The sequence below is a fragment of the Terriglobales bacterium genome (assembly GCA_035624475.1).
Lineage (GTDB): Bacteria > Acidobacteriota > Terriglobia > Terriglobales > Acidobacteriaceae > DASPRL01.
The window spans coordinates 1-12819 of sequence record DASPRL010000409.1; the positions used below are offsets into that span (position 1 = coordinate 1).

At 66.7% G+C, this 12819-nt stretch carries 11 protein-coding genes; 5 read left to right on the top strand and 6 right to left on the bottom strand.

What is annotated here, in order from left to right:
- Positions 1 to 641, bottom strand: a 641-nt coding sequence (locus tag VEG08_15695) for a CTP synthase (protein ID HXZ29439.1), incomplete at its 3' end; no start/stop codon positions are given.
- A gap of 349 nt (positions 642 to 990) precedes the next feature.
- Between VEG08_15695 and VEG08_15700 the strand changes: the two genes are divergently transcribed.
- Together VEG08_15700 and VEG08_15705 are read left to right on the top strand one after the other, a co-directional pair.
- Positions 991 to 1716 carry a YciI family protein gene (locus VEG08_15700; GenBank protein HXZ29440.1) on the top strand — a complete coding sequence of 242 codons (726 nt, stop codon included), beginning with the start codon at positions 991 to 993 and terminating at the stop codon, positions 1714 to 1716.
- Positions 1717 to 1765: 49 nt separating this feature from the next.
- A complete protein-coding gene (locus VEG08_15705) occupies positions 1766 to 2773 on the top strand; it encodes a hypothetical protein (GenBank protein HXZ29441.1) in 1008 nt (335 codons plus the stop codon).
- 3 nt (positions 2774 to 2776) lie between these two features.
- Here VEG08_15705 and VEG08_15710 read toward each other — a convergent pair whose 3' ends face one another.
- Positions 2777 to 3100 carry a PilZ domain-containing protein gene (locus VEG08_15710; protein ID HXZ29442.1) on the bottom strand — a complete coding sequence of 108 codons (324 nt, stop codon included), beginning with the start codon at positions 3098 to 3100 and terminating at the stop codon, positions 2777 to 2779.
- Positions 3101 to 3253: 153 nt separating this feature from the next.
- The gene (locus VEG08_15715; protein HXZ29443.1) at positions 3254 to 4387 is read right to left on the bottom strand and encodes an acyltransferase; all 1134 of its coding nucleotides are present in this window, start codon (positions 4385 to 4387) and stop codon (positions 3254 to 3256) included.
- Positions 4388 to 4553: 166 nt separating this feature from the next.
- Here VEG08_15715 and VEG08_15720 point away from each other — a divergent pair, with 166 nt between their 5' ends.
- The 3 genes from VEG08_15720 (at position 4554) to VEG08_15730 (ending at position 7440) form a co-directional block, all read left to right on the top strand.
- On the top strand, positions 4554 to 5198 hold the full coding sequence (locus VEG08_15720; GenBank protein HXZ29444.1) for a VCBS repeat-containing protein: 645 nt from the start codon (positions 4554 to 4556) through the stop codon (positions 5196 to 5198).
- Positions 5084 to 6286 (top strand): VCBS repeat-containing protein, encoded by a 1203-nt coding sequence (locus VEG08_15725; GenBank protein HXZ29445.1) that lies wholly within the window; start codon positions 5084 to 5086, stop codon positions 6284 to 6286. The genes VEG08_15720 and VEG08_15725 overlap by 115 nt, the downstream gene beginning before the upstream one ends.
- Before the next feature lie 122 nt (positions 6287 to 6408).
- Positions 6409 to 7440, top strand: a complete 1032-nt coding sequence (locus tag VEG08_15730) for a GDP-mannose 4,6-dehydratase (GenBank protein ID HXZ29446.1) — start codon at positions 6409 to 6411, stop codon at positions 7438 to 7440.
- Positions 7441 to 7514: 74 nt separating this feature from the next.
- On the opposite strand, the gene VEG08_15735 is transcribed toward VEG08_15730, so the two are convergent.
- From VEG08_15735 to VEG08_15745, 3 genes are all read right to left on the bottom strand, one after another.
- Entirely contained in the window at positions 7515 to 9134 is a 1620-nt protein-coding gene (locus VEG08_15735; GenBank protein ID HXZ29447.1) for a PQQ-binding-like beta-propeller repeat protein, read from the bottom strand.
- A gap of 421 nt (positions 9135 to 9555) precedes the next feature.
- The gene (locus VEG08_15740; protein ID HXZ29448.1) at positions 9556 to 11520 is read right to left on the bottom strand and encodes a nucleoside-diphosphate sugar epimerase/dehydratase; all 1965 of its coding nucleotides are present in this window, start codon (positions 11518 to 11520) and stop codon (positions 9556 to 9558) included.
- A gap of 192 nt (positions 11521 to 11712) precedes the next feature.
- Positions 11713 to 12819 (bottom strand): O-antigen ligase family protein (locus VEG08_15745; protein ID HXZ29449.1); only part of this gene is annotated, 1107 nt, incomplete at its 5' end.

Genomic DNA, 12819 nt, shown 5'->3' on the forward strand with positions numbered 1-12819 from the left:
CGGTCGGTGCGGCAGAGCAGGATGTCGGGCTGGATGCCGACGGAGAGCAGTTCCTTGACCGAGTGCTGGGTGGGCTTGGTCTTCAGTTCGCCGGCGGCAGCGATGAAGGGCACCAGGGTGACGTGGACGAACAGAGTGTTCTCGCGGCCCAGTTCCTGGCGCATCTGGCGGATGGCCTCGAGGAAGGGCAGCGACTCGATGTCGCCCACCGTGCCCCCGATCTCCACGATGGCCACGTCCACCTCCTGCGAGACCTTTTTCATCGCCGCCTTGATCTCGTTGGTGACGTGGGGGATGACCTGCACGGTCTTGCCCAGGTAGTCGCCGCGGCGCTCCTTGGTGATGATCTGCTCGTAGATGCGGCCGGTGGTCCAGTTGTTGTCGCGGGTGAGCTTGGCGTGGGTGAAGCGCTCGTAGTGGCCCAGGTCGAGGTCGGTCTCGGCGCCGTCGTCGGTGACGAAGACCTCGCCGTGCTGGAAGGGCGACATGGTGCCCGGGTCCACGTTGAGGTAGGGATCGAACTTCTGCAGGTTGACCTTCAGGCCGCGGCTCTCCAGCAGGCATCCGATGGAAGCCGCGGCGAGGCCCTTGCCCAGCGAAGACACCACACCGCCCGTCACGAAGATGTACTTAGCCGACATTCCTCTCCCCTTGATAAGTTGAGATCCTTCGCTTCGCTCAGGATGACCGCCGCGGGCTCGGACGCCCGCGAAGCGCGGTCACTTGGCCGACATCTCTCCCTCGCCCTGGATTTTTTGGAGGAACCTGCGCCCGGCCGGATGGAATGGCTTGCCTGGCGCCTGTAGGGGTGCACGACCAATTATACAGAGATTCTTCGGGAAGGGAAGAGGAGGCGGTAGACGCAGGCCGCAGGCAGCGCATCCAACCTCAGGGCAAGTCATTCCAGCCCAGCGGAGCAAAGATCAGCGGTTGCGGAAGTCCCAGCAGGATTACCATAGAGCCCTTCGCGGGTCGACAAAGGAGAGTTCCATGAAGGCAGCGTCAGGGGCCACAGTCCTTCTGACCATGGTGGCGGCGATTGCGCTCGCCGCCGCGCAAAGCAAGCCGCCGAGCGCGGCCGGCGCGCCCTGCCCGCCGCCTGCGCCCGCGTCGCAGGAACAATTCTTCTTCTACCAGCTCGCCCTTCTCCGGCAACCCCAGAACCTGCCGATGGAACCGGGGCTCGAGAGCCGGCACCAGGCCAGGGTCGCGAAGCTGGTGAAAGAGGGCAAGGTCGTGCTGGCGGGACGGTTCACGGACGGCACCGAGCTGCGCGAGGTGCTGGTGCTCCACACCCAGCGGGGCGATGAGGCGGAGCGCTGGATGCACTCCGATCCTGCCGTGAAGGCAGGCTTTCTGGTGCCGGAGTTTCACATCTGGATCCAGCCGATCAGCACCTTCAACCCCCCGCTGGAACCGGCTTCCATGGAAGAGTACGCGCTGGTCCTCTACGACAAGGGCGCCGCGTGGAGCAAGGACCGCGAACCCACCATCCTGCGTCATATGGAATTCCTCAAGAGCCAGCGCGAGACCGGCAGATTGGTTGCCGACGGCTGGTTCAAGGATGGCACGGGAGAGTATCGCGCCCTGCTGATCTTCGCGGCTACGCCCGAAGAGGCGGAGGGGGTCGTCGCAGGGGATCCGCTCATCGTTGCCGGAGGCGTGAAGGTGGAGGTGCATCCCTGGGCAACGCAGAGAGGCGTCTTGCGGCGATAGCCGATCGGGCGCCGTGCAATCGGGTCCGATCGGGGATATCTTAGGAATCATGCCCCGGCGCTTCCGCCATCTCGCCTTGCCGTTGCTGGCGCTGGCCTGCGCCCTCTGTCTGCTGGCGCTCACCGCGGCCGGCGGCGGCCGCCGCGTCAAGCGCCTCATCCTCAAGGACGGAACCTACCAGATGGCCACCGAGTGGGAGGTCAGGGGCGACCGCGTCCGCTACTACAGCTCCGAGCGCGGCGAGTGGGAGGAGGTGCCCAACGCCCTGGTGGACTGGCCCGCCACCCAGCAGTGGGAGAAGGAGCATCCCCTGGGCTCGGCCGTACGCGAGAGCAGCGCCGCCGCCGCCGAGGACGAAGCCGACCGCTTGGCCGAGGAGGCCAAGACCCCGACCGTCGCCCCCGGGCTCAAGCTGCCCGATAGCGGCGGCGTCTTCCTGCTCGACACCTTCCAGAACCAGCCCGAGCTGGCCGAGGTGGTGCAGAGCGGGGGCGAGCTCAACGCCCAGCGCGGCGCCAACATCCTGCGCGCCGTGATCAATCCCTTCTCCGGCCCCAAGCAGAGCATCGAGCTCAAAGGAGCGCACGCCGGCGTGCAGGCGCACCTGCTGCAGCCGGTGTTCTTCGTCAACGTGGAAGAGACCGCCGACGCGGGCGACAGCGAGGCCGAGGCGGACGCCAAGCATCCGCCGGAGAAGCCGCTCACCGGCGGGGAACGCTTCCGCATCATCCGCGCGGAATCCAGAAAGGACGTGCGCGTGATCGGCAACCTGAAGATCGCGCTCACCGGCAGGGTCAGCCAGCAGCAGAGCTTTGTGCCCGTCACCGCCGAGGCCCTCTCCGGCGGCTGGTACAAGATCGCACCCGCGGCCCCGCTCAAGCCCGGCGAGTATGCCCTGGTGGAAATGCTGAACTCCCGCGAGATGAACCTCTACGTCTGGGACTTCGGGGTGGACCCCAATGCTCCCGAGAACGGCAGCGCCTGGAAGCCGGTACCGGCGGGGCAGAAGCAGGCGCCCACTGAGAAGCCCGTCCTGGAGAAGCGCCCCAAGGACTGACGCTTACCGCGGCGCCTTCCGCAGGTAGTGCTCGATCCAGTCGCGCACTTCCAGCCGGCGCTCGTCGAGCGGACCGAAGCGCACCCCCAAGGTGCGGTCCTCGGGATGCGTCCAGCAAGGGGCGGCGGTCACGGTCATGGTTTCCTTCTGCGGCAAGCTGAAAGAAAGCAGCATGGGAGCCGAACGGGGAGCTTCCTCCACCTTCAGCGACATGCCCCCGGCGCTGATGTCCAGGCTGTGGGCCTGGACCTTGCGGTCCTCCACGTTGACCACCACTCCCAGCTTGACCGGGAGCCTGATGTCCCGCCTGGTCTCCTTCGACTTCATGACGCGTTCCTCCGGTGGCATTGAGGACCAGTATCCGTTACTTCGGCAGCAACTAGGTCGCCAAAGGTCAGACACCCGTAACTTATTGAAAGTACAAACGATAGTTGATTACATGGCGGGATGGTTCCTGCATGCGAAGTAAGAAATCACCCATTACCCCCGCAAAGGTGGGTTACCTGCCACCCGGCTGAATCGTCCCTTCAGTCGCAGGAAGGGTCTCTCGAAGCAGCGATAGGAGAGCGCGGCGGCAGCCACGGTCCACGCCAGCGAGCCGAACCAGAAGCCGGCGAACTTCAGCGAAGTCTGCTCTCCCAGCCCGAACCAGTGGCGCGCGGTGTTGATGCCCAGGTAGTGAAAGACGTAAAGGCCATAGGAGATGCGGCCCAGGTAGACCAGCGCGGGATGGCCGCGCAGCCGGCCGGTGGTTCCGGCGGGGCCCAGCGCCGCCAGGAACATCAAGACCGCCGCCAGCGCCGCCAGCGGGTATTGCAGCAGGACCGCCGCCGCGCTGGGGTGGGGAAGCAGATAGCGTCCCTCCAGGGTCCACAGGGCGACTCCGGCAGCGAACAGCGCGGCGCGCTTCCAGGCGGCCAGGTCGGGCAGCCTTCCCCGCAGACCGATGGCCAGCAGGATGCCAAGAGCGATGGGGTCCAGCCGGGTGAAGGTCGAGCACCAGATGTACTCGGGCGTGGCTCGGTGCCACACCGCCAGCGCCCGCGCCAGGTTGGCGGCCACGATCACCCCTGCCGCCACCACCGCCAGCCCCCGGCGCTCCAGCGCCCGCACCACCAGCGCCCAGCTCAGGTAGAACTGCTCCTCGATGGAGACCGACCACAGCGGGAAGATGAAAGAGAAAGGATACCCGTAGAGCGCGCAGATCCAGTTTCCGGCCAGCAGGCTGAATCCGAGCACGTCGCGCAGGGTCAGGGCCTCCCAGTGCAGCACGGTGAACAAAACGCCCAAGCTCAGCGCCAGGAAGTAGAGCGGCCAGATGCGCAGGATGCGGCGTACGTAGAAGGCCTTCACGTCCACGCGCCCGGACTGGTCGCGCTCCTTGAGCAGCAGATCGGTGATGAGGTAGCCGCTGAGGACGAAGAAGAGGTCCACGCCGAAGCCCCCGGCGGCGGCAAAGTCGCCTACCGCCGTGGGCAGTCCATGCGCGGCGTAGAAGGCGTGTCCTTTGGGCAGGGTGTGGGTGAGGAAGACCGAGAAGAAAGCGAAGAAGCGGAGGCTGTCGAGAGCGGGAAGGTAGGCCGCCCGGGGGGCGGCGGCGGGGCCGTCGGCCATGCGGCATTATAGCGGCCCGGCGCATCCTTCCCGCTCCACTCCGTCTCCGGGCGGAGGTGCTCGTACCCGGCGGCCCAGGAAGAAGTCGCAACTTCCGGCACGAACCTGGGTTCTGAGCGTCTGAGCAGGTTCCAAGGCTGGAACGGAGCTTGCCTCAGGGGGGACGATGCCGATCGACGCCAAGCCACTCCTGCCGTGGGGGCTCCTGCTCGGGCTAGCCGTGGGGATCAGCGGCTGCGGCGGCTCCGGGAACAGCAGCGGGATCGCGGATGCCCCGCCGCCGACGGCCCCGCCCGGCCCGGTCTCGACCATCCGCTTTGCTCCCTCGCCGCAGAACGTCTCCAGCCCGATCGCTCCCGCGGTGGTGGTGGATGGCAACGGGGACGGCTGGTTGGAGACCGTGGGAACCCTGAACGACGGCGCCGGGAACCTGCTCCCGGTGTCCCCCAGCAGCATGGGGCTGGACGGGCTGCTGGTCGACGGCCGGCCGGACGATCTTCGCGTGGCGGACTTCAACGGCGACGGCAGCCCCGACCTGATCGCTCAGGGCTACTCCAGCACCGACGTCGACACGCGCGCCCTGCTCTACTTCAACGACGGCAGCGGCCACTTCCAGGAAGACCCGGCCTCGCCGACTTCGATTTTCGCGGGCGCGGTGAGGGTCTGGTCGTCGCCGACTTCAACAACGACGGCTATGTGGACATCTTCCTTCCCTATTACGATTTTGAACCGTGCACCGACCCGGAGTGCCCCAACGCGCCCCAGGCCTATCTGCTGCTCAACGATGGGACCGGACATTTTCGCGAGGTAGCAGCGGCGGCCGGGGTGGACTTCACGGCTGCGCCCGGGATCCAGCCGGAGGGGGCGGAAGCGGCCGACATCGACGATAACGGACTTGTCGACCTCTACGTGGGAGGACACCTGCTTCTGAATGAGTCGGTGGACGCGAACGGCATCCCCCACTTTCAGGATTGCAGTTGCGGTCTGCCCCCTCCCCCAACCCAGGAGTTTCCGGGGGCGGGGAACCGCGCCGACGAGGGTTTCAAGTTCCTGGACTGGAACAATGACGGCCTCTTGGACCTGGTGGTACAGAATTGGGGTGGCGGGCCCCCGCCTCCTTTCGGACCGCCCCCGCCGGACGGGCCCACGCTCTATCAGAATGTCGGGACCTCCACGCACCCGTCCTTCGTCGCCCAGAGCACCACCACCGACGGAACCGGGCATCCCTTCTTCTCCACCGGCGCGCCGGACTACCAGCCCGTGCCCTTCCAGAGCAGTTTCGGCCTCAATGCCTACGACATGGACAACGACGGCCGGGAGGACATCATCACCGCAGCCAGCGGCTCCGGGAGCCCCGCATATCCCGCCACCTTCTTCCGCAACACCGGCCACGGCTACGAACGGGTCTCCCCGCCGGATGTTCCGGAGCTGTTCTTCGGGCAGATCGCCTTTGGCGACATCAACCGCGACGGGAAGATCGACATCATCTACTCCTGGCCGGGATTCAATCAGCCCTACTATCTCATCAATGCCTCCCCGGCCCCCGCGAACGCCTTCGTGTCCATCGAGATGCTGGGTCCGAACGGGGAGAGAAACCAGCAAGGGCGGGTGGTCCGAGTGCGGCCGCAGGCGTCGCTCGGTCCGCAGCCGGTGACCTATACCCGCGTGGTGGACGGCGGGTCCGGCTACCATGCCCAGAGCCAGTACGCACTGCTGGTCGGCACTCCCTACCGGGGTCCTCACTCCGTGAGCGCCTTCTATGGCAACCCAGGGGGCGGCACCACCGTCGTCACCTTCACCATGGATCCAGGGCAGTACGCCCGGGTCTTCGCTCCCTCCGCCCAAAACCCCGGCGGCCGGGTGCTCCTCTATGACCAGCCTCCTCCCCCGCTCCCGTGAGCCGCTCTCCGCAGCCCCATCCCGTTCCGGGGAACCTCCGGGCAGGGGTGTCGGCGGAGATGACAGCGAGGCAGGGTACAATGCTAAGCTTCGGCCTGACAAAACCGGCTGCGGGAGGATGAATGCGGGCTTTGATCACGGGCGGCGCGGGCTTCATCGGTTCCCACCTGGCGGAACGCCTGTTGGAGCAGGGCCACCGGGTGCTCGCCATCGACGACCTTTCCACCGGCAGCATCGATAACCTGGACGGCCTGAAGGACCATCCCGCCTTCTCCTACCGCATCGACACCATCTTCAACCGGCCGCTGCTGGCGGAACTGGTGGACTCCGCCGACGTCATCTTCCACTTGGCCGCGGCGGTGGGGGTGCGCCGCATCGTGGAGTTTCCCGTCCGCACCATCGAGACCAACGTGAGAGGCTCGGAGCTGGTGCTGGAGCTGGCTTCCAAGAAGTCCAAGCGCGTGGTCATCACCTCCACCTCCGAGGTGTACGGCAAGGCCACCAAGGTGCCGTTCTCGGAGACCGACGACCTGGTGCTGGGCTCCACCTACAACTCGCGCTGGAGCTACGCCGCTTCCAAGGCGGTGGACGAGTTCCTGGCGCTGGCCTACTACCGCGAGCGCAAGCTGCCGGTGACCATCCTGCGCCTGTTCAATACCGCCGGCCCGCGCCAGACCGGGCACTACGGCATGGTGCTGCCCACCTTCGTGCGCCAGGCCCTGGCCGAGCAGCCGCTTACCGTGTTCGGGACCGGGGAACAGTCGCGCTGCTTCAGCCACGTGCACGACATCGTGACCGGCATGCTGGCCTGCGTCGCCCAGGATCGCACCGCCGGCGAGATCTTCAACCTGGGAGACATCGAGGAGATCACCATCAAGGCGCTGGCCGAGCGCGTCATCGCGCTCACCGGCTCGCGCAGTTCCACCAAGTACGTGCCCTACGCCGAAGCCTACGCCGAGGGCTTCGAGGACATGGAGCGACGGGTGCCCGACATCCGCAAGGCCGGGGAGTGGTTCGGCTACAAGCCCACGCGCTCGCTCGACGACATCATCCGCGACGTCATCAAGGACAAGCGCCAGCAGAATGGGCAGAGCGACGGGCGAGCGACTGTCCCGGCGCCGCCGTTCCTGAATGCCTCGTCAGGGAAGAAGTAGCCGCGCGGCGTCCCCCAAGCCGCCGCGCCAACAATGGCCTCCCGACCGGGCCTCCGTGTTCGCCGCCCGCCTGGTCAGTTCAACAGCGACTGCGTCAGCTTGACCGCACGCTTGCTGGCTCCCAGCGTGCTGAAGTAGATGCTGGAAGCTTGGGGGCTGGGATCGACGTTGTCCACGATGATGCCGCTGGTGCCTCCCGACTCATTCACGGAGCGCAGGAAGGTGGTGGGCATCAGCGTCAGCGGAGGCGGGGTCCCGTTGGGGATGGCCAGGTTATAGTCGCGGACACAGCCGTTGACGCCGCAGCCGCCCAGCAGGCCCAGGAAAAGCGTGTCCTGATGGGCGCTGATGTTGCCGTTGAAGACCTCGGTGAGGGGGGAGCACTCGACCCCGGCGGCGTTGGTGAGCTGCAGGGTGCCGTCGTTGCTCGAGTTCATCGTCCCCAAAGTGAAGCCGAAGCGATACAGGATGGGGCGGGTGTTGGGATCGTTGGTTCCGCAGACGTAGAGGAAGCCGGTGTTGGGGTCGTTGAAGTAATTGTCGTCGAACATCCCGGTGTGGATGTTCACCGCCGGCGTGAGCCCGTTGGCTACCGACGTTCCGATCTGGTCCCGCCGCATCTCGTTGAGGTCCGGGTCCGCCTGCACGACCACGGCGCTGGTGCCGTCATTGGCCGAGAAGGCGAAGACAGCGGCGTTGCTGTTGTCCACGATGGGCCCGTCGAGGAGGCCGCCGTTGGGGAAGCCTCCGCCCACGGTCAGGGTCGTAGCCGCGACCGCGCCCGTGGACGGGTCCACCTTGTACAGGACCCCGCTGTCGTCGCCCACGTACACGGCCGTCTCGTTGCTGGAGCCGTCGAACATGATCCCCGGGGCGGTCAGGACGCCTCCGGAGACCGGGCTGGTCCACACGATACTGGGCGAGTCGAACATGGTGCCCAGGACCTTGTACAGCGTGCCGTCATCCGCGCCCACCAGGATGTAGTCGTTGTGGTAATCGGGAAAAGGCGAGGAGACGGTGCTGCCGATGGTGGAGTTGAGCGTGAGCGTGCGGTCGCAGGAGACCAGCGGCGGGCACACGCAGGGCCCCAGATCCAGGTTGCAGCGATTCGCCGGCGCCGCCGCGTTGGTCGCCGACGTCCCCTCGCCCGCGTGCCAGGTGAGCGAGTGCAGGACCATCGCGGTCGGGGTGCTCTCCACGAAGATGATGCGGTCGCCGTGCAGGGTGATGAAGGGCGAGGTCAGGATGCTGCCCCCGACCGTGCTGATGTTGTAGCTGAACAAGACGGTGGGTGCGGTCATGCCGCAGAGCGAGGTCCCCGCGCCGCTATAGAGATTGTTGAAGGCGATGAGGTTGGCTTGCCCACCGGTGGTTCCGGGTACGTTGAGCCCGAAGACAACGAAGTCCTTGGTGCAGTCGGCCGTCGAATAATCGGCGCCGTACTTGGCGGGAGACATGCTGGGCGCAACGTTGCCCGCCCCCAGCGAGACGCTCCAGTCCACCTGGGTGACCAGCCGGGGAGGCCGCTGGGCCGCTCCCCCGCGACCCGGGGCAACCGCTGGCGCGCTCAGCGAGAAGTGGTGGATCAGCGAGCTGTGGATGGCCCGGGGATCGCTGGCTGCGGCCGCATTGCGGGCCAGCGCCGCGCGGGAGGTGGGAGCCGTGAAGATCAGGTGCTGGCTGCTCCAGTCCACAGGGCCACCCGCGTGCTTGACTACGGTTTTTCTTTGGGCTGCGGACAAGACCGAGAGACCGACCAAAGTCGCAAGCAGCAGACAGGAGTGGCGCAAGAGAGGAAGCGGGCTACCGACACGGGTTCGTGTGTACTCCATATATCACCCTCCGGATTCCTGCATGCTGGGTACCGGCTGCCCTTGAGCTTGACGGGCCGCCGGCTACTACCATGCGCCCTGGGACGGGCTGTGTGCTACCACGATTGCGAGAACATATCGCGCCCCGATGCGCGAGTCAAGAACCTTGCTGGTACATGGTCTTCGGGCACCCACTCTGTTAACGTGGTGTGAAATCGTTCGTTTTCTATCAGTTGCCGGGCCCAGCGGGAGGGGTAGAGGCGCATCCAGGCGCTTGCGGCAAGACACCCGAAAGAGGGGTGAATTAAGAGGGGCTGTTGACCACGGGGCGGGCGCTCTCCGTGCGCTGGAAGCCGATGGGAAGGTCCCGCAGCGTCGCCAGCACCTTGGCCTCATCCCGGTTCAGGGCGGCCTGCTCCAACGCGCCCAGCCGGGAGGCGATCTCGGACAGAGGGGAGGGTGGCGACACTTGCAGCACGCGCGGGAAGCCGGTCGCACGCACCTCGGCGTCCTCCACCCACAGTTGCTCGGTGATCTTCTCGCCGGGGCGTTTGCCCACGATGCGGATCTCGATGTCCTTGTCCGGGCGCAGGCCCGACATCTCGATGAGCTTGCGGGCTAGCGCCGTGATCTTGACCGGATCGCCCATCTCCAGCATGTAGACGTCCCCCCGCGAGCCCAGCGTGGCCGCCTGCAGCACCAGGTGCACCGCCTCCGGGATGGTCATGAAGTACCGCGTCATGTTCTCGTCGGTGATGGTGATAGGCCCGCCCTCCGCGATCTGCCGCAGGAAGATGGGGACCACGCTGCCGCGGCTGCCCACCACGTTGCCGAAGCGCACGCAGGCGCAGCGGGTGCCGCCTTCCGGGGCCAGCGCCCGCGCCTGCACCAGCATCTCGGCGATGCGCTTGCTGGCTCCCATCACGCTGGTGGGGTGTACGGCCTTGTCGGTGGAGATCATCAGGAAGCGTTCCGCCTGGAAGGCGATGGAAGCGTCGAGCACGGCTCGCGTCCCGAAGACGTTGTTGAGCACCGCCTCGCAGCAGTTCTGCTCCATGACCGGAACGTGCTTGTAGGCGGCGGCATGCAGCACGATGTGCGGCCGGTGGTCGAAGAAGAGCTGGCGCAGCAGGGCGGCGTCGCGGATGTCGCCCACCATGGCCACCACCTGCGGGCGGACGCTGGCCTCGCCCAGTTGGTGGCTGATCTCGAAGATGGAGTTCTCGTCGCGATCGAGCAGGATCAGGCGGGCCGCGGGCAGGGCCGCCACCTGGCGGCTGAGCTCGGCGCCGATGGAGCCGCCCGCCCCCGTGATCAGCACGCTGCGGCCGCGGAAGCATTCGAGCACCGCCGGGTGAGGACTGGCAGCGGCGGCCCGGCCGTTCAGCACCGCTTCCGGGGCCGGTTGCGCCGCCACCCGCACGTCCCCGCGGATCACGTCTCCGGCCGAAGGCAGCAGGCGCACGTCCACGCCGAACTCCGTGGCGGTGGCCACCACCTCGCCGATCGCGTCCGCGCGCGCGTCGGCGATCAGGACCAGGTCGGCGGTCTTGGCCGCCAGCAGCCGTGGCAGGCCGCTGGGTTCGCCGATCACGATGCAGCCGCCGATGCGCCGGCCGTGCAGTCCGGGCTCGGGGGCGAGCAGTCCCACCACTTGCAGCTCGCGATGCCCGCCCAGGTGGCGCAGGGCCGCCGGCAAGGTGGCATCGTTGCCCACCAGCAGCGCCCGCACCCGCTGCGCACGCGACTGCGGCGAGGCCTCGAAGGTGGTGCGGCGCAACACCCGCAGGCCGGCGGCCAGGGCCAGAAAGACGCCGTACTCGATCAGGATGATGCTGGTCGGAACCCGCGCCCACCACTTCTGCGTGAATCCGTAGCGCAGGACCAGGAGACCGACGGTGGGAGGCAGGGCAGTGAAGACCAGCACCGTGGCATCGTGCAGGTTGAAGTAGCGCCAGATGCCGCTGTAACCGCCCAGCGCCAGCAGGACCAGGGGCCGCGCCAGCGCCAGTCCCAGGATCCAGGTCCACATCACCACCCGGTAGCTGTGGGGAACGGCGCCATCGAAGCGTAACTGGAAGGCCAGGTAGAGAGCTAAGGCGCACAGGCACGCGTCCAGCGCCATCTGCACGCCGCGGCCGTAGAACGATGCCGGCAGCCGGTCGAAGGCACGGCCCAGGGCTTCGAGGAGCTTGCGTCCCAGGCGCCAGGTCGGCGACCCGTCCACGGCCGACGATTCGGCCGGGAAGTTGCGATCAGGCGTGGCCATGATTCACTCCCAGTTGCACCGGTCGCTCGCAGGGACTGCACCAGCAATGTACTCGAGTTTTGGCATACAACTGAGACTTCCAGGCGGGGAGAACCAGCGTCATCAATGCGGAGCCAAGTCGCCGCCTATTGTGGCAGAAGGCGGCGGCGCTCGCAATCCCCGCGAAAGAGTTTCCCAATATGGAGCGGAGGTTCAAGCCGCCTTCTCCCCCGGCCAGCGGATCACGTTGTTGTCTTCGCGGGGCGCCGTCGCCGTCACCGCCAGCACGTAGAAGATGGCGGCGTTGGCCGGGATCTGCAGGTTGAAGTCGAAGAAACTGTGCACCAGGAGCCCGGCGCAGCCGGCCAGCGCCCCCAGGCGCACAGCATGGGTGACGCTCTCCTGCCAGTGCGCGCTGCGCTTCATCCCGTGCCGGACCAGCGCCACCAGGAACCACAGGCAGGCGGCGAATCCCAACACCCCGGTCTCCACCAGGAACTGCAGGTAGTCGTTGTGCGCTTCGTTGATGAAGGTGTTGGTGTAGAAGCTGCGGAACTGGGGATAGAAGTAAGGAAACGTGCCCAGGCCCCAGCCCAGCAGCGGGCGGGAGGCGAACATGCGCAGGGCATCGCGGTCGATGTGCAGGCGCATGCCGGCGGCGTTCTCCGCCAGGGGAGCGTCCAAGGTGGCCATCTGCTGGAAGACCCGCTGCTTGGCAAACAGCATCAGGAAGACAGCGGTCAGCAGCACCACCGCCATCAGCGCCAGCGCCGTGCGATAGCCCTTCCTCCGGCGGATCAGCATCCAGCCCAGGAACAGGACCTCGGCGGCGAAGGCGGCCATCCCCCCGCGCGAGCCGGAGAAGAAGATGGAGCTGCCTGCGACAACGGCGGCGAAAGCGATGAGTATGCGCTGCCCTCCCTTGAAGTGCGGCGTCATGGCCAGCACCAGGGGGAAGGGCGTCAGCATCTCCATCAGGCCGGCGTAGTGGGCATTGTTCACGTAAGGTCCGAACATCCAGCCGGCCACGTGGGGCGTGCGCAGCCAGTAGAGCTTGCCGTTAGGGAGCAGGTCCTGCGCGATCCCCAGGAAGGCCAGCAGGAAGGCAAAGACGGTCAGCACCAGGGCGAACTGTTTCATGCGTCCCCGCAGGCCCAGGCACTGCCCCGCCACCAGAGCCAGGATGGCGTAGGCCACGTAGCGCAGCGCCTCCGTCCAGGTCGCGTAACGATAAGCGGAAAGGCCGAGAAGCTGTTGTGCGGCCACCACCGCGCTCATTAACAGCATGGGTCCGTAGAGCGGGTGATAAGGAATGCTCAT

Excerpts from the sequence above, each read along its gene's own strand:
- VEG08_15700 (HXZ29440.1), top strand. The coding sequence starts at position 991 with ATGAAGGCAGCGTCAGGGGCCACAGTCCTTCTGACCATGGTGGCGGCG.
- VEG08_15705 (HXZ29441.1), top strand. The coding sequence starts at position 1,766 with ATGCCCCGGCGCTTCCGCCATCTCGCCTTGCCGTTGCTGGCGCTGGCC.
- VEG08_15710 (HXZ29442.1), bottom strand. The coding sequence starts at position 3,100 with ATGAAGTCGAAGGAGACCAGGCGGGACATCAGGCTCCCGGTCAAGCTG.
- VEG08_15715 (HXZ29443.1), bottom strand. The coding sequence starts at position 4,387 with ATGGCCGACGGCCCCGCCGCCGCCCCCCGGGCGGCCTACCTTCCCGCT.
- VEG08_15720 (HXZ29444.1), top strand. The coding sequence starts at position 4,554 with ATGCCGATCGACGCCAAGCCACTCCTGCCGTGGGGGCTCCTGCTCGGG.
- VEG08_15730 (HXZ29446.1), top strand. The coding sequence starts at position 6,409 with ATGCGGGCTTTGATCACGGGCGGCGCGGGCTTCATCGGTTCCCACCTG.
- VEG08_15740 (HXZ29448.1), bottom strand. The coding sequence starts at position 11,520 with ATGGCCACGCCTGATCGCAACTTCCCGGCCGAATCGTCGGCCGTGGAC.